Source organism: Micromonospora sp. NPDC047707 (assembly GCF_040704235.1).
Lineage (GTDB): Bacteria > Actinomycetota > Actinomycetes > Mycobacteriales > Micromonosporaceae > Micromonospora.
The window spans coordinates 75890-91467 of sequence record NZ_JBEYSU010000013.1 but is presented as its reverse complement, the minus strand read 5'-3'; the positions used below and the strand labels follow the sequence as shown (position 1 = coordinate 91467).

Annotated in this window: 14 protein-coding genes; 3 read left to right on the top strand and 11 right to left on the bottom strand. The window is 71.4% G+C overall.

From position 1 onward, the window contains the following. The first annotated feature begins 144 nt into the window (after positions 1-144). A complete protein-coding gene (locus AB0873_RS16840) occupies positions 145-1149 on the top strand; it encodes a terpene synthase family protein (RefSeq protein ID WP_366600638.1) in 1005 nt (334 codons plus the stop codon). Positions 1150-1168: 19 nt separating this feature from the next. Here the strand turns inward: AB0873_RS16840 and mqnP are convergent, their stop codons facing one another. Continuing rightward, positions 1169-2080: a menaquinone biosynthesis prenyltransferase MqnP gene (gene mqnP, locus AB0873_RS16835; RefSeq protein ID WP_366600637.1), complete on the bottom strand. Its 912-nt coding sequence runs from the start codon at positions 2078-2080 to the stop codon at positions 1169-1171. After that, positions 2080-3540, bottom strand: a complete 1461-nt coding sequence (locus tag AB0873_RS16830) for a menaquinone biosynthesis decarboxylase (protein WP_366600636.1) — start codon at positions 3538-3540, stop codon at positions 2080-2082. Before AB0873_RS16830 ends, mqnP begins: the two co-directional genes overlap by 1 nt. Positions 3541-3742: 202 nt before the next feature. Here AB0873_RS16830 and AB0873_RS16825 point away from each other — a divergent pair, with 202 nt between their 5' ends. Further along, entirely contained in the window at positions 3743-4333 is a 591-nt protein-coding gene (locus AB0873_RS16825; protein WP_366600635.1) for a protoglobin domain-containing protein, read from the top strand. Between the two features lie 116 nt (positions 4334-4449). Here AB0873_RS16825 and AB0873_RS16820 read toward each other — a convergent pair whose 3' ends face one another. The 7 genes from AB0873_RS16820 to hemL all read right to left on the bottom strand — a co-directional run bounded on the left by AB0873_RS16820 (position 4450) and on the right by hemL (position 12110). Next, positions 4450-5931 carry an ATP-binding protein gene (locus AB0873_RS16820; protein WP_366600634.1) on the bottom strand — a complete coding sequence of 494 codons (1482 nt, stop codon included), beginning with the start codon at positions 5929-5931 and terminating at the stop codon, positions 4450-4452. Between the two features lie 53 nt (positions 5932-5984). Beyond that, positions 5985-6959: a c-type cytochrome biogenesis protein CcsB gene (ccsB, locus tag AB0873_RS16815; RefSeq protein WP_366600633.1), complete on the bottom strand. Its 975-nt coding sequence runs from the start codon at positions 6957-6959 to the stop codon at positions 5985-5987. Further along, entirely contained in the window at positions 6959-8629 is a 1671-nt protein-coding gene (locus AB0873_RS16810) for a cytochrome c biogenesis protein ResB (protein ID WP_366600632.1), read from the bottom strand. Before AB0873_RS16810 ends, ccsB begins: the two co-directional genes overlap by 1 nt. After that, positions 8629-9486 carry a cytochrome c biogenesis protein CcdA gene (locus AB0873_RS16805; RefSeq protein ID WP_155329333.1) on the bottom strand — a complete coding sequence of 286 codons (858 nt, stop codon included), beginning with the start codon at positions 9484-9486 and terminating at the stop codon, positions 8629-8631. Before AB0873_RS16805 ends, AB0873_RS16810 begins: the two co-directional genes overlap by 1 nt. After that, the gene (locus AB0873_RS16800) at positions 9486-10061 is read right to left on the bottom strand and encodes a TlpA disulfide reductase family protein (protein WP_366600631.1); all 576 of its coding nucleotides are present in this window, start codon (positions 10059-10061) and stop codon (positions 9486-9488) included. The genes AB0873_RS16805 and AB0873_RS16800 overlap by 1 nt, the downstream gene beginning before the upstream one ends. Beyond that, complete coding sequence (locus tag AB0873_RS16795) at positions 10061-10708, bottom strand: histidine phosphatase family protein (RefSeq protein WP_366600630.1); 648 nt, start codon at positions 10706-10708, stop codon at positions 10061-10063. The genes AB0873_RS16800 and AB0873_RS16795 overlap by 1 nt, the downstream gene beginning before the upstream one ends. Positions 10709-10772: 64 nt before the next feature. After that, entirely contained in the window at positions 10773-12110 is a 1338-nt protein-coding gene (hemL, locus tag AB0873_RS16790) for a glutamate-1-semialdehyde 2,1-aminomutase (RefSeq protein ID WP_155329336.1), read from the bottom strand. 155 nt (positions 12111-12265) lie between these two features. Here hemL and AB0873_RS16785 point away from each other — a divergent pair, with 155 nt between their 5' ends. After that, the gene (locus AB0873_RS16785) at positions 12266-12601 is read left to right on the top strand and encodes an STAS domain-containing protein (protein ID WP_366600629.1); all 336 of its coding nucleotides are present in this window, start codon (positions 12266-12268) and stop codon (positions 12599-12601) included. Between the two features lie 7 nt (positions 12602-12608). Here the strand turns inward: AB0873_RS16785 and AB0873_RS16780 are convergent, their stop codons facing one another. After that, positions 12609-13166 (bottom strand): response regulator, encoded by a 558-nt coding sequence (locus tag AB0873_RS16780; RefSeq protein WP_155329338.1) that lies wholly within the window; start codon positions 13164-13166, stop codon positions 12609-12611. Further along, a partial coding sequence (locus AB0873_RS16775; protein WP_366600628.1) for an ATP-binding protein occupies positions 13163-15578 on the bottom strand: 2416 nt, incomplete at its 5' end. The genes AB0873_RS16775 and AB0873_RS16780, both read right to left, overlap by 4 nt.

The following is a 15578-nucleotide window of genomic DNA, read 5'->3' as shown; positions in this document are numbered from 1 at the left end:
CCGGCCGATGGCACCCCCGGTTTGGGAGGTTTCCCACCCCACTCAGCCAGCTTGTCCGCCCCGGAAGGCGGGCATCCCGCCAACCTGACATGCTCTCCACAGCGATGTGCATCGTCAGCAGCTCGCACGCGGGAGGAATCGGTGATGACCGGGGCGGTCCTCTGGTCGCTGCGGGCCGAGTGCCCGATCGCGCCCCGGATCTCGCCGTACGCCGACGCGGTGCAGCGGTGGCTCGTCGACGAGTTGCTGCCCGACCTCGACCTGCCGCTGGACGCCGCGGCCCGGCGGCGGCTGGCCGCCGCCGGCGTCGCCCGGTACGCCGGCCGGCTCTACCCGGGCGCCACCGAGGCCGACCTGCGGGTGCTGACCGCGCTCTTCACCTGGTTCTTCCTCGTCGACGACGCCTGCGACGGGCCGCAGCGGCTCGCCCCGGACGAGATCCGCGCACTGCGCACCGGGACGCTGACCGTGCTGCACGGCGGGGCCCGCCTCCGGTCCCCCGGGCTGGACGGTGGGCTGCGGCGGCTGCTGGTCCGCGCGTGGCGGGAGCCGCGCCGCCGGATGCCGGCGCGGTGGCGGACGCGGGTCGCCGACGCGGTCGCCCACCACCTCGACGGCACCTGGCGGGAAGCGGTCGGCAAGGCCGCCGGCCACCGGCCGGGTGTCGCCGAGTACATCGAGCTGCGGCGCGCCACCTCGGCGGCGTACCTGTCGTACCCGCTGGTGGAGTTCGTGACCGGGCGCCCGCTGCCGGACGCGGTCTACCACCACCCGGCGCTGCGCCGGGTCGCCGACACCGGCAACGACCTGCTGTCCTGGTACAACGACCTCGCGTCGCTGGATCGGGAGCAGCCCACCGCCGTGGGGCACAACCTGGTGCTGGCGGTCGCCGGTGAGCGGCGGGTGCCGCTGGCCGAGGCGGTCGCGCTGGTCGCCGATCGCTGGCGGGAGTCGATGCGCCGCTTCGTGGAGTTACGCGCGGCGGTGCCGTCGTTCGGCCGGGCGGTGGACGCCGCGGTCGGCGACCACCTGGACGTGATCGCCAACGCCGTCCGGGGCACCATCGACTGGACCGTCGAGAGCACCCGCTACGCGGGTAAGGAAGGGCCCCTTCTTAACGCCTCCGGTAGAGCAGGGGCCCCTTCTTAACACCGGCCGGGGCGGCCGGTCAGGGCCGCAGGCCGAGCCGGACCACCAGGTCGAGCAGGGCGAAGACGAACAGCGCGATGCCGACGAAGCCGTTGGCCGTGAAGAACGCCCGGTTGACCCGGCTCAGGTCGGTCGGGCTCACCACCACGTGCTGGTACGCGAAGGCGACCGCGGTCAGTGCCAGCCCGATCCACCAGAGCCAGCCGAAGCCGACCAGTACGCCGAACCAGATGAACAAGGCGAAGGTCACCACGTGCGCGACGGTCGAGGCGTGCAGCGCGAAACGCAGCCCGTAGCGGGCCGGCACGCTGTGCACGCCGATCTTCCGGTCCACCTCGGCGTCCTGGCACGCGTAGATCAGGTCGAAGCCGCCGATCCACAGCCCCACCGCCGCCCCGAGCAGCCACGCGGGCCACGAATCGGCGAAGGTGCCGGTCACCGCGAGCCAGGCGCCGACCGGGCCGACCGCCTGCGCCAGCGCGAGGATCGCGTGCGGCCAGTTGGTGAACCGCTTGCCGTACGGGTAGACGACCAGCGGCACCACGGCGAGCGGCGCGAGCACCAGGCAGAGCGGGTTGAGCAGGGCGGCGGCGGCCAGGAACACGACCAGCGCGACCGCCGCGCCGGTCCAGGCCGTCCGCAGGCTCACCGCTCCGGTCACCAGTTCCCGGTTCGCGGTACGCGGGTTCCGCGCGTCGATCCGCCGGTCGAGGATCCGGTTGGCGGCCATCGCGAACGTCCGCGCCCCGACCATCGCCACGCTGATCAGCAGCAGGTCGAGCCAGCGCACCCGTCCGCCGTTCACCTGCATCGCGGTCAACGCGGAGAGGTACGCGAACGGCAACGCGAACACGGAGTGCTCGATCGCCACGAGCTTGAGGAAGGACCTCACCCGGCCCGGCCGCTCGACCGGCGCGTCGACGACGGCCATCAGACGCCGTACTCCTTCCAGCGCTTGTCGACCAGCGAGACCACCTCGGGGCTCATGGTCATCTCCTCGGGCCAGCCCCGGGTGTAGCCCTCCTCGGGGAGCTTGCGGGTGGCGTCGACACCCGCCTTGCCGCCCCAGAACTGCTGGTACGACGAGTGGTCGAGGTGGTCGACCGGCCCCTCGGTGAGCAGCAGGTCGCGGGCGTAGTCGACGTTGCCGAAGGCGCGGAAGGCCACCTCGTTGTAGTCGTGCACGTCGCAGTCCTCGTCGACGATCACGATCAGCTTGGTCAGCGACATCAGGTGCGCGCCCCAGATCGCGTTCATGACCTTCTGGGCGTGCTTCGGGTAGCGCTTGCGGATCGACACGATCGCGCAGTTGTGGAAGACGCCGGCGGCGGGTAGGTCGTAGTCGACGATGTCCGGGATCAGCAGCTTGAGCAGCGGCTGGAAGATCCGCTCGGTGGCCTTGCCGAGGCCGTGGTCCTCCTGTGGCGGCTTGGAGGTGACGATCGAGTGGTAGACCGGGTCGCGCTGCATGGTCATGGTCTCGACGTGCAGGACCGGGAACGGCTCGACCGGGGTGTAGAAGCCGGTGTGGTCGCCGAACGGGCCCTCGGGCAGCCGCTCGCCGGGCTCGATGTACCCCTCGAGCACCACCTGGGCGTGGGCCGGGACCTGAAGGGGCACGGTCAGGCAGTCGACCATCTCGACCCGCTCGCCGCGCAGGAAGCCGGCGAACAGGTACTCGTCGATGTCGCCGGGGAGCGGGGCGCTCGCCGAGTACGAGACCACCGGGTCGCAGCCGATGGCGATGGCGACCGGCAGCCGCTGGCCGAGCCGCTCGGCGACCGCGTGGTGCGCGGTGGAGTCCTTGTGGATCTGCCAGTGCATGCCCAGCGTGTTCCGGCTGTGCTGCTGGAGCCGGTACAACCCGAGGTTGCGCTTGCCGGTCTCCGGGTGCTTGGTGTGGGTCAGGCCGAAGTTGTGGAAGATCCCGCCGTCGCCGGGCCACACCTGCAGGCCGGGCAGCCGGTTCAGGTCGACGTCCTCGCCCCGGTACACCACCTGCTGGCAGGGCGCGGTCTTCACCTTGCGCGGCGGCACCGACTTGAGCTGCATGACCTTGCCCAGGCCCTCACGGATGCCGGACCAGCCGACCGGGAGTTCCGGCTTGACCAGAGCGCCGATCCGGGCGCCGATCTCGTCCAGCGACTCGACGCCGAGCGCCATCGCCATCCGCTTCTCGGTGCCGAACAGGTTGATCGCCACCGGCATCTCACCGCGGGTCGGGCGCTCGAAGAGCAGCGCCGGGCCACCCGCGCGGACCGTGCGGGTGACGATCTCGCTGATCTCCAGGGTGGGGTCGACGGGGACGGTCACCCGCCGCAGCTCACCCGCGCGCTCCAGCGCCGCGAGGAAGTCCTTGAGATCGGTGTACGGGAAGCCACGAGCCGCCATGCCCGCAAGTCTCCCGCATCCCGGTCGCGACCGGCCGAGGCGGGTCGGTCCCCGGCTTGCCGCGACGACGCCGACCCATCGCCGCCCACACCCTTCGGATGGGTTCATGCCGCTTCAGCACGGATGGCGGGATTCAGACCGTACCCTCCTCGACAGGAAGTCGAGTCCCACATCCCTGATGCGAGCGACGGAGGATTACCAGATGACGGGAACGAAGGTCGCCGGGTACACGTACGGCACGGATCGGGTCGCCCGATCCCCCGTCACCCTCGCCGATCTCGACCAGATCAAGGCCAGCGCGATGTTCGAGCCGAGCGACGTGGCGGCACTGCGCACCGCGGGCGAGGTGCTGGCCGATCAGATCGAGGACATCCTCGACGTCTGGTACGGCTTCGTGACCGCCCACCCGCATCTCGCCGCCTACTTCGCCACTCCGGCCGGCCAGCCGATCGAGGACTACCAGCAGCGCGTACGCGGCCGGTTCGGCCAGTGGATCCTGGACACCTGCAACCGGCCGTACGACCCGGCGTGGCTGGACTACGCCGAGGAGATCGGGCTACGGCACACCCCGCAACGCAAGAACGCGACCGACAACGCCCCCTCGGTACCGCTGATCAACCTGCGGCACATCATCGCGTTCATCGTCCCGATCACCACGACCATCCGGCCGTTCCTCGCCAACAAGGGGCACAGCGCGGACGAGGTCGAGGCCATGCACCAGGCGTGGCTGAAGTCGGTCGTCCTCCAGGTCGCCCTGTGGAGCAGGCCGTTCACCGCTACCGGCTGTTGGTGATCGCCGGGCGGACACGTTCGGCCCGGACCGGGTCGCCGCCATGGAGGACGACCTGCGGTCGGTCACCCCGGCCAACTGGTCCCGGCATCACCCCCGGGCGGTGCGTCCCGCGGTATTCAGTCACCGGTGTAGAGCCGCGCCGGGTCGACGAGAACCACGTCAGGCCGGCGTTGGGCGACCTGGCGCAGGTCATCGGTGAACCCCGCACCACTGGCGAGCAACAGCTGGGCACCACGGGCGTCCAGGCCGGGTCGGGCGACGAGCAGGTCACGCGCTCTGGCCAGCCGGTCCAGGTCAGGGACGCCCAACGTACGGCCCCACTTGACCTCACCGACGGCGAGCAGCGGACGGGGGCCGTCGCCAGGTGGCGGCTCTCCGAGCGCGACGAGGTCGAGTTCCAGGCTCGTCCGGCTGGCCGGGTCGGTCAGCACGCCCGAGCTCGCCTCGGCGGCGATGCCGCCCAGCGTATCGGGCGCGGCGAAGCGCACGGCCCACTGCCGGACGATTTCTTCGAACGCCGGGCCCAGCACCCCGCTCGTGTACCGTCGCTCGGAACGTCGCCAGACGTCCGTGCCACGCCGCTGCTCCAGCGCCGTCCAGGCCGGCCGCATGACGGTCTGGTAGAAGGTGATGAGAGGCTCCGCGATGCGGTATCGGCTACGGCCGCTGCGCAGCGGGTCCGGCTCGCGAACCAGGAGGCCGGCGTCCTCGAGCACCGTGAGCGGGTGCTGCAGATCGGTGGCCTTGCGCCCGATGAAGCCGGCGATGCCGCCCCGGGTGCCGTTGCCTTCGGCGACCGCCGCGAGTACGGAGTGGTAGACGGCCGTGTCCCGCAGGTCCGGATCCTCGGCGAGCAGGTAGCGCGCCTCACGGAACAGTGGACGCGCGGGATTCAGCACCGCCCGCACGACCCAGTCGTCGAAGTCGCCGGGCCCCTCGGGCGAGTCGTCCTGCACGTACTCCCGGCGGTAGGCCGGTGTGCCCCCGACGATGGCGAACACCCGGGCGGCGAGCGACGGGTCACTGATCCCCCAGAAGGCCGCCGCCGCCCGGTAGTCGAGGGGTGCGACGGGAAGTTCGAGCCCGGCCCGCCCGCGCAGCGGAGCGGAGCCGGCCAGCAGCCCGCCCATGAACGAGAGCGCGGAGCCGCACAGCAGCAGACGGGAACGGGAGTCGGTGCGCTCCGCGCGGCCCGGAGTGAGTGCGTGCTGGATTACCGACGGCAGGTCACGACTCGCCCGAGCCAGGTAGGGAAACTCGTCGATCACCACGGGGAGCTGGCGTTCGCGACCCAGGGCCAGCAGCGCGTCGACCGCGCTCGACCAGTCGACCAGATGGACCGGCCCAGGGGCACCTGTGTGCCGGCCGAGCGCCTCGCCCAGCCGCCGCAGCGACTCCGTCGGTGTCGCCTCGGTCGCCCCGAAGTAGAAGCCGCCCGCGGCGCGGGCCAGTTCGTACAGCAGCAACGTCTTGCCCTGCCGGCGGCGCCCGCTCACCACGCCCAACGTGGCACCTCGCCGGTCGTCGGTGGCGAAACGGACCAACTCCGCCCACTCGACGTCACGGTCGAAGATCTCCGCGGGCTTGCTCAGCTCCATGGACGCAAAGTATAACTACACTTCTTATAACTGTAGTTATACAAAATGCAGGGTCAGTCGATACCGGCGTACGAGTGCAGGCCCTCGAAGAAGATGTTCACGCCGAACAGGTTCATCAGCACGGTGAGAAAGCCGAGCACGGCCAGCCAGGTCGCCACGTTCCGCTTCACGCTCGGTGTGGCCCGGGCGTGCAGGTAGCCCGCGTACACCACCCAGGAGATGAACGCCCAGGTCTCCTTCGGGTCCCAGCCCCACGGCCGGCCCCAGGCCGCCTCGGCCCAGATCGCCCCGGCGATCACCGCGAAGGTGAAGATCGGGAACGAGAACGCGTGCAGCACGAAGGTCAGCCGTTCCAGGGCCGCCGCCGCCGGCATCCGCCTGGCGAGGGTGTACGGGAAGCTCCGCCGGCCCTGTTCCCAACCGGCCCGCATCAGGTACGCGACCGCCGGCACCACACCGAGCAGGAAGACCCCGGAACTGAACACGATCGTCGAGACGTGGACGACGAACCAGTACGAGTTAAGCGCCGGCACCAGCGGGACGATCGGCGTGTACAGCACCAGCTCGGCGGTCGCCACCAGCAGCACCATGACCAGCGTCAGGAACAGCCCGAGGCGGCGCAGCGGCGGGCGCTTCCACAGCACGGCGAGCCAGCCCGCGGTCGCGATGAACGAGACCGTCAGCACGAACTCGTACATGTTGCCCCAGGGCATCCGGTCGGCGGCGAGGCCGCGCGTGACCAGCGCACCCAGGTGCAGCAGGGCGGCCACGGCGGTGGCCCCGACGGCGATCCGGCCGGCCAGCCGGGCCCGCGCGGCGGTGCGCTCGGCCGCTGCCGTACCGCCGGCCGCCGGCACCTTCGCGACGACCTCGCCGGGCGCTCCCACGCCCGCGCCGACCAGCTCGCGGGCGGGCGCGGCGGCCCGGGTACGGGCGTTGCCGAGCGCGTACTCGACGGCGTGGCTGATCATCGCGACCAGGTACGCCAGGATCGCGAACGACACCAGCTGGTCGGAGAGTGCGGACATCACTCGGCTCCTTCTCGCGCCCCGGCCTGGTCGTCAGGACCGGCACCGACCTGCCCGCCCCGCGTCCCGTCGCCGCTGACCGCGGCCACGAGCTGCGCGAACTCGTCGGCGAACCCGGGATGGTCGGTGCGCGGCAGCCCACCGGCCTCGACCAAACTACTACCGCCCGTCGGAGATCCACCCGCGGGGTCGCCGGCCGTCACCCCGGCGGGGGGCAGCACCCGGAAGAAGACCCGGCGCCGGCGGCCGAAGAGCGAGCCCATCAGGCCCAGCAGCAGCGTGCCGGAGCTGACCAGCAGCAGCGTCGCACCCGGGTCGTACCGCACCGACAGCACGATGTACGGCTCGGTGCCCAGGAACTCCAGCTTCGAGCCGTCGTCCAGCGTCCAGGCCTCGCCGACCTTGAGCAGCTTCGTGCCGACCTCCTTGACCTTGCCTTCCCGCACCTGTCGCTGATCCAGCTCGTACACCGAGCCGGGGATGCCGGCGTCCAGGCCCAGGTTGCCCCGGTACGCGACGAGGTTGAGCAGCGGGTTGCGCTCGGTCGGGAACTCGGACCGGACGAACGGGCCCTCCTGCGGGGCGGTCGGCAGGTACAGGCCGGAGAAGGCCATCTGGAGGTTCGCGTCCCGCTTGCCGGTGGCCGGGTCGACGTTGGCGTCGGGGAAGGTCGCCACGCCCTCGCCGGTGATCCCGATGTCTCCGGTGGTGAGGAACGGGGTCGTGCTGGTCTGGCTGCGGCCGAAGCGGTCGGTGTAGCGGACCACCGGGGCGTACCCGTGGCCGAGCAGGTAGACGTTCGCGCCGTCCAGGCGCAGCGGCGAGTTGACCGAGAACTCGGCCGGGCGCGGGGCGCCGCCGTCCTCGTCGACGGTCACCTCCGCGTTGAAGGACTCCGGCTGGCCGTTGGACTCCAGGAACTCCGCCTCGAAGTCGTTCAAGCTCAGGCAGAACCCCGGCAGGTCGGCGCTGCCCACCCGGGCACCGAACGACGTCTCCGCGTACTGCTGCTGGGTGTTGCAGAACGCGTTCTCCGCGCCGGCCACCAGCAGGCGGTTGCCGCTCCAGCCGTACCACGAGCCGAGCGCGACACCGACCAGCACCACCACCATCGAGGTGTGGAAGAGCAGGTTGCCGGTCTCCTTGAGGTAGCCCTTCTCGGCGGAGACCTCGTCACCCCGCACCACCACCCGCCAGCGGCGGCGGCGCAGCGACTCGGCGATCGCGGCGGCACCGCCGGCCGGGGCGGCGAGGACGGCGTGCTGGGGCAGCCGGTCGAGCCGCTTCGGGACGGCGGGCGGCTGCGACCGCAGGGCCCGGACGTGGTCCCGGAGCCGGGGCGTGATGCAGCCGATCAGCGACGTGAAGAGCAGCAGGTAGATCGCCGAGAACCAGACCGACCCGAACGCCTCGAACGCGCCCAGCCGGTCCAGCACCGGGGCCAGGTCCGGGTGGGCGGCGAAGTAGTCCCGTACGTCCTCCGGGTTGACGCCGCGCTGCGGCAGGACGGAGCCGGGGATCGCGGCGACCGCGAGCAGGAAGAGCAGCACCAGCGCGGTACGCATGCTGGTGAGCTGCCGCCACGAGTTGCGCAGCAACGCGAGTACCGGGTTGGGGCGGCGCCGGGGCGCCTCGGCCGGCGGGGCCCGCCGCTCGTCCACGACGGTCATCAGATGCTCACCTCACCGGCGCCGACGGTGGCCTGCAACCAGCTCACGAAGTTGGTCCAGCCGCCGGTCACGAGGGCGAGGCCGATCAGGATCAGCAGCACGCCGCCGACCCGGGTGACCCACCGGCTGTTGCGCCGGACGGCGCGGAAGACCCCGAGCAGGCGCTGGAAGCCCAGCCCGAAGACGAGGAACGGCACCCCCAGCCCGAGGCAGTACGCCACGGCGAGCACCACGGCCCGGTCGGTCTGGCCTCCGACGGTGGCCATTCCCAGCACCGCGCCGAGTGTCGGGCCGGTGCAGGGCACCCAGCTCAGCGCGAAGACCGCGCCGAGCACCGGCGCGCCGAGCAGCCCGGCGGACGGCAGCTTCTGGATGCGGAACTCGCGCTGCAACCCGGGCAGCGCCCCGACGTAGCTCAGCCCGAGGAGCACGATCAGCCCGCCGATCACGATCTCCAGCGTCCGCTCGTACTGGAAGAGGACCTTGCCGACGGTGGCGAACAAGATCGCGGTGGCGGTGAAGACGACGGTGAAGCCGGCGATGAACAGCAGCGTGCCGGCGAGCACCCGGCCCTTGACGGCCGCCGCGGCGGCCCGGGTGCGTTCCCGCACCGCCACGCCCCCGCCCGAGGTGTTAACAGGGGGCCCTTCCTCTACCGGAGACGTTAAGAGGGGGCCCTTCCTTTCGCGGCGTCCTTCGAGGTCGGCGCCGGCTAGGCCCGTTACGTAGGAGAGGTAGCCGGGCATCAGGGGGAGGACGCAGGGGGACAGGAAGCTCACCAGGCCGGCCAGGGCCGCCGCGCCGATGGCGAGCAGCAGCGGACCGGACTGCGCGAGCTCGCGGAACGTCTCGCCCATCAGCGCTGGCCGGTCCGCGCGGGCGACTCCGCGGCGATCCGCTCGACGATGGGCTGGAGGCCCTCCTGCTTGACGGCGGCCCGGATCACGGTGGCGATCCGGCCCTCCCGGTCGAGCACGACGGTGGCCGGGATGGTGTTCGGCGGGATGTCCAGCGCGAGCGCCAGGCGGCTCGGCGGGTCGAACAGGCTCGGGTACGTCACCCGGCCCTCCTCGAACGCCTTCGCCTTGTCCCGCTGGTCCTGGATGTTGATGCCGAGGAACGTCACGCCGGAGCTCTTGGTCGCCTGGTAGGTCGCCTCCAGGTCGTCGGCCTCGGCGCGGCAGGGCGCGCACCAGGAACCCCAGAAGTTGACCACCACGACCTGGCCGCGGTCGCGTGCCACGTCGTAGCTGCCGCCGTCGAGCAGCTCACCGGCGAGTTTCGGGGCGGCGGAACGCTGGTCCGGAGCGCACTCGATAATCCCGTCCCGGTTGTCGCAGGCCTTCTCCGCGTTCGACGGGGAGCAGGCGGCGAGCGCCGCCGTGGCGACGGCGGCGAGCAGGCCGGCGGTCAACCTGAGAGGCCGGTTCATCACGCCCCCTTGGCTGTCCGGGCGGTCGGCGACATCGCGATCAGGTGCGCGGCCGGCTCGGTGTACCCGATGCCGACCACCTTGGCGCCGTCGAAGTGGAAGGAGGTGAGGCTGGCCAGCCCGCACTGCCGCTTACGCGGGTCGTGCCAGAGGCGCTTGCGTTCGACGTACCGGCGCAGGGTCCAGATCGGCAGCTGGTGGGAGACGAGGACGGCCTCCCGCCCCTCGGCGGCGACGCGGGCGGCGTGCAGGGCGGCGAACATGCGCTCCGCGATCGCGCGGTACGCCTCACCCCAGCTCGGCGTCACCGGGTCGCGCAGTACCCACCAGTTGCGCGGGTCGCGGAACGACCCGTCGCCCGGGGACACCTTCTTACCCTCGAACCAGTTGGCGCTCTCGATCAGCCGCTCGTCGACACCGACCGGCAGCCCGAACTGCGCGGCGATCGGCTCGGCGGTCTGCTGGGCACGGTCCAGCGGGCTGGCCACCACGTGCACGACCTCCCGCTCGGCGAGCCCCTGCGCGGCGGCCTTCGCCATCTGCACGCCCAGCTCGGACAGGCGGAAGCCCGGCAGCCGGCCGTAGAGGATGCCCTCGGGGTTGTACACCTCGCCGTGCCGCAGCACGTGGACCACCGTCTTGCTCACCGCTGCGCCCCCCTTGTTCGCGACTGCGGGGCTCGCGAACCCGGCGCACTCCTCGCGCTCACCGCTACCCCCCGTGACCCGCCGCAGCCGCCGCGGCCGCCGCCGCCGGAAGCGCCCCGGCGATCTGCTCCAGGGCGGCGTCATCGATCGCCGCCGACACGAACCACGACTCGAACGCGCTCGGCGGCAGGTAGACCCCGGCCGCGAGCATCGCGTGGAAGAACGCCTTGAACGCCGGCACCTGCTGGGTGCGCGCACTGTCGTAGTCGACCACGTCGGCGTCGGTGAAGAAGATCGAGAACATGTTGCCCGCGTACGACAGCCGGTGCGGGACCCCGGCGGCGGCCAGCGCGTCGCCCGCCAGCTTGCCCACGACGGCAGCCGTCTCGTCCAGCCTGCGGTAGACCGCGTCGTCGGCGAGCCGGAGCGTGGCCAGGCCGGCGGCGCAGGCGAGGGGGTTACCGGAGAGCGTGCCGGCCTGGTAGACCGGCCCGGCCGGGGCGAGGCGCCCCATCACCTCCGCGCGTCCGCCGAAGGCCGCGGCGGGCAGGCCGCCACCCATGACCTTCCCGTACGTCCACAGGTCGGCCTCGGAGGCGTCGAGGCCGTGCCACCCGGAGCGGGAGACCCGGAACCCGGTCATCACCTCGTCGACGATGAGCAGCGCGCCGTGCGCGTGGGCGATCGCGGCGAGCCGTTGGTTGAAGGCGTCGCGCGGGGCGACCACGCCCATGTTGCCGGCGGCGGCCTCGGTGATGACCGCGGCGATGTGCGGTCCCTCGGCGGCGAAGGCCGCCTCGACGGCGGTCAGGTCGTTGTACGGCAGCACGATCGTGTCGCCGGCCGCCGCGCCGGTCACGCCGGGTGAATCGGGGAGGCCGAGGGTGGCGACGCCGGACCCGGCGGCGGCGAGCAGCGCATCCGAGTGCCCGTGGTAGCAGCCGGCGAACTTGATGATCTTGGAGCGGCCGGTGAAGCCGCGGGCCAACCGGATCGCCGACATGGTGGCCTCGGTGCCCGAGTTGACCAGCCGCACCTGCTCGACCGGGGTGCGGTCGACGATCTCGGCGGCCAGCTCCACCTCACCGGGGGTGGGAGTGCCGAAACTGGTGCCGAGGGCGGCGGCCTCGCGCAGCGCCTCGACCACCGCCGGGTGGGCGTGGCCGAGGATCAGCGGCCCCCACGAGCAGACCAGGTCGACGTAGCGCCGCCCGTCCGCGTCGTACAGCCAGGGCCCCTCCCCCCGGACCATGAACCGCGGGGTGCCGCCGACCGCCCGGAAGGCGCGGACAGGGGAGTTCACCCCGCCCGGCACGAGGGCGCGGGCGCGGGCGAACAGGGCCTCGGAGGCCGGTGCGTCGGCCGGGTAGCGGCCGGATCCGGCGGGAAACAGATCGGTCACGATGCCGCCATTGTGTCAGCGTCGGAGGCCCGATCGGCAGGCACCCCGTACCGGGGGTTACCAGTCTCACCCTGGCCGGGTGTCCTCCGCCCCTGGTCGCCGGGCCCACTCCGCCTCGCCGGGCCGGTGCGTCGAGATCGCGATAGGCTGACCCGGTGGATCGTGCCGAACTGTCCATCACGCTGCACCGGTCGGGTGACGAGGCCATCCTGCGCCTCGCCGGTGAGATCGACATGCTCACGGCCGCCCAGCTCTCGACCGTCGTCAACGAGGTGCTGACGGATCCGCCGCCGCGGATCGTGCTCGACCTGGGCGGCGTCACCTTCTGCGACTCGCAGGGTCTGGGCACGCTGGTCGTGCTCAGTCGCAAGGCCAGTCACGCCCAGAGCCTGCTGGTCCTCACCAACGTGGGCGAGTTCCTGCTCCGCGTCTTCGACATCACGGGCCTCCGCAGCGCCCTGATGATCCGCAACGACGCCCCCACCACCTGACCGGCCGTCAGTCGGTGTTGCCCCAGCGGGCCTGCTCCAGCAGGTCGATCGCGCGGGCCACCGCCTCCGGGTCCGCGTCGCCGCGCAGCAGGGCGGTCGCCTCGTCCACCGCGTCGGTCAGCAGGCGCCACTGCCGGTCACGCTCCCGGACCAGGTCGGACTGCGCCGCGAGCTGCCGCGTCTTCACCCACAGCTCCACGAACACCGACACCTTGGCACGCAGCACCCACGGGTCGAACGGCTTGGTCAGGTAGTCCACCGCGCCGGCCGCGTACCCGCGCAGCGCGAGCTGGGCGTCCCGGTCGGCGGCGGTGAGGAAGATGATCGGGACGTGCCGGGTACGCTCCCGCCGCTTGATGTGGCTGGCCGTCTCGAAGCCGTCCATGTCGGGCATCTGCGCGTCGAGGAGGATCACCGCGAAGTCGTCGACGAGGAGCTGCTTCAACGCCGCCTCGCCGCTCTCCACCGCCACCGACTGCACCGGAAGCCCCTGGAGGATCGCCTCCAGGGCCATCAGGTTCTCCCGGCGGTCGTCCACCAGCAGCGCCTTCGCCATCTGGGTCACGAACTCTCCTCGCTCCGGCTGCCACTGATCCAGGACGACATACGTTCGATCAGCTCGTCCAGGTCGACCGGCTTGGTGATGTAGTCACTACCCCCGGCCGCCAGAGCCGACTCCCGGTCACCGGGCATCGCCTTCGCGGTCAGGAAGACGATCGGCAGGTCGGCGAACCGGTGGTTACGCCGGATCTGCCGCGTCGTCTCGTATCCGTCCTGGTCGGGCATCATGGCATCCATCAGGACGATGTCCACCTCGGGATGCTCGGCCAGGAGGCGGACGCCGTCCGCCCCGTTGTCCGAGTACAACACGGTCATGCCGTGCAGCTCCAATGCGCTGGTCAAGGCGAAGACGTTCCGGACGTCGTCGTCCACGATCAGCACCGTCGCACCCTCGAGCTGGCGCGTGGCCGGCGCCTCCGACGCCTCCGGCAGCAGCTCCACCGGCGGCATCAGCAGCGACGACGGGAGGCCGGCCCGGGTGGGCGAGGGCGGCGCCGGTGCCACGACGGCGTCCGGGGCCAGCACGTCGGGTACGAAGAGCGTGAACGTCGACCCCTGCCCGGGCGCCGACGACACGCTGATCGCACCACCCAGCAGCCGGGCCAGGTCCCGGCTGATCGACAGCCCCAGGCCGGTGCCGCCGTAGCGGCGACTGGTGGTGCCGTCGGCCTGCTGGAACGCCTCGAAGATGATCGAGAGCTTGTCGTCGGAGATGCCGATGCCGGTGTCCGCGACGGTGAACGCGATCACCTGCCGGGCGTTGGTCAGCGCCGGCACGTCGAACACCGCGGTACCCGGCGCCGGGGCGATCTTGAGCGTCACCGCGCCGGCGTCGGTGAACTTGACCGCGTTGGAGAGCAGGTTGCGGAGGATCTGCTGCAAGCGCTGGGCGTCGGTGACGATCGCCTCCGGCAGGTCCCCGCTGACCTGGACGTCGAAGTCCAGGCCCTTCTCCTCCGCCTGGGGCGCGAACGCCTGCTCGACGTAGCCGCGGATTTCGGCGAACCGGATCTCGGTCGGCTCGACGTCCATCCGGCCCGCCTCGATCTTGGACAGGTCGAGGATGTCGTCGATCAGCGAGAGCAGGTCGGAGCCGGCGCTGTGGATCGTCCTGGCGAACTCGATCTGCTTCGGGCTGAGGTTCCTCTCCGAGTTCTCGGCGAGCAGCCGGGCCAGCAGCAGCAGGGAGTTCAGCGGCGTACGCAGCTCGTGGCTCATGTTCGCCAGGAACTCCGACTTGTACGCCGACGCCCGGGTGAGCTGCTGCGCCTTCTCCTCCAGGCCGAGCCGGGCCAGCTCGATCTCCCGGTTCTTCGTCTCGATGTTGCCCTTCTGCTCCGACAGCAGCTTCGCCTTGTCCTCCAGCTCCGCGTTGGTGCGCTGGAGTTCGGCCGACTGCTCCTGCAGCTCGTGGGCCAGCCGCTGGGACTGGGCGAGCAGTTCCTCCGTACGCCGGTTCGCCTGGATGGTGTTGACCGCGACGCCGATCGTCAGGACCAGCCGCTCGAGGAACGCCAGGTGCAGGTCGGAGAAGGCCGACACCCCGGCGAACTCGATCACGCCGAGCAGCTCGCCCTCGAAGAGCACCGGCAGCACGACCAGGTCGGCCGGCGGCGTGTCGGCGAGCCCCGAGCGCAGCGTGAGCCGGCCGTCCGGGGCCGCGCTGACCCGGATGGTGCGGCGGGAGAGCGCGGTCTGCCCCACGAGCCCCTCGCCGGGGCCGAAGGTGACGTCGTGTCCGCGCGCCACGTAGCCGTACGAGGCGGCGAGCCGCAGCCGGACGCTTCCCTCCGAGTCGTCGACGAGGAAAAACGCGCCGAGCTGGGCGTCGACCAGCGGCGTCACCTCCATCATGATCATGCGGCAGACCTCGCCGAGGTCCCGCTGACCCTGGAGCAGACCACCGATGCGGGCCAGGTTGGAGTCCAGCCAGCCCTGCTCGGCGTTCTTCTTGGTCGTCTCCCGGAGGGTGACGATCATCTGGTTGATGTTGTCCTTCAGCTCGGCGACCTCGCCCTGCGCCTCGACCGCGATCCGCTGGGTCAGGTCGCCCCGGGTCACCGAGGTGGAGACCTGCGCGATGGCGCGCAGCTGCGTGGTCAGCGTCGAGGCGAGCTGGTTGACGTTCTCGGTGAGGTCCCGCCACGTACCGGAGACGCCCTTGACCTGGGCCTGACCACCCAACTTGCCCTCGATGCCGACCTCCCGGGCCACCCGCGTGACCTCGTCGGCGAACGACGACAGCTGGTCCACCATCGTGTTCACGGTGTTCTTCAGCTCCAGGATCTCGCCCTGCGCGTCCACCGTGATCTTCTGGCCCAGGTCGCCCTTCGCCACCGCGGTGGTGACCGAGGCGATGTTGCGAACCTGCGAGGTCAGGTTCGACGCCATCGAGTTCACGTTGTCGGTCAGGTCG

Coding starts and splice junctions, on each gene's coding strand:
- AB0873_RS16840 (WP_366600638.1), top strand. CDS start 145: ATGACCGGGGCGGTCCTCTGGTCGCTGCGGGCCGAGTGCCCGATCGCG.
- mqnP (WP_366600637.1), bottom strand. CDS start 2,080: ATGGCCGTCGTCGACGCGCCGGTCGAGCGGCCGGGCCGGGTGAGGTCC.
- AB0873_RS16830 (WP_366600636.1), bottom strand. CDS start 3,540: ATGGCGGCTCGTGGCTTCCCGTACACCGATCTCAAGGACTTCCTCGCG.
- AB0873_RS16825 (WP_366600635.1), top strand. CDS start 3,743: ATGACGGGAACGAAGGTCGCCGGGTACACGTACGGCACGGATCGGGTC.
- AB0873_RS16820 (WP_366600634.1), bottom strand. CDS start 5,931: ATGGAGCTGAGCAAGCCCGCGGAGATCTTCGACCGTGACGTCGAGTGG.
- ccsB (WP_366600633.1), bottom strand. CDS start 6,959: ATGTCCGCACTCTCCGACCAGCTGGTGTCGTTCGCGATCCTGGCGTAC.
- AB0873_RS16810 (WP_366600632.1), bottom strand. CDS start 8,629: ATGACCGTCGTGGACGAGCGGCGGGCCCCGCCGGCCGAGGCGCCCCGG.
- AB0873_RS16805 (WP_155329333.1), bottom strand. CDS start 9,486: ATGGGCGAGACGTTCCGCGAGCTCGCGCAGTCCGGTCCGCTGCTGCTC.
- AB0873_RS16800 (WP_366600631.1), bottom strand. CDS start 10,061: ATGAACCGGCCTCTCAGGTTGACCGCCGGCCTGCTCGCCGCCGTCGCC.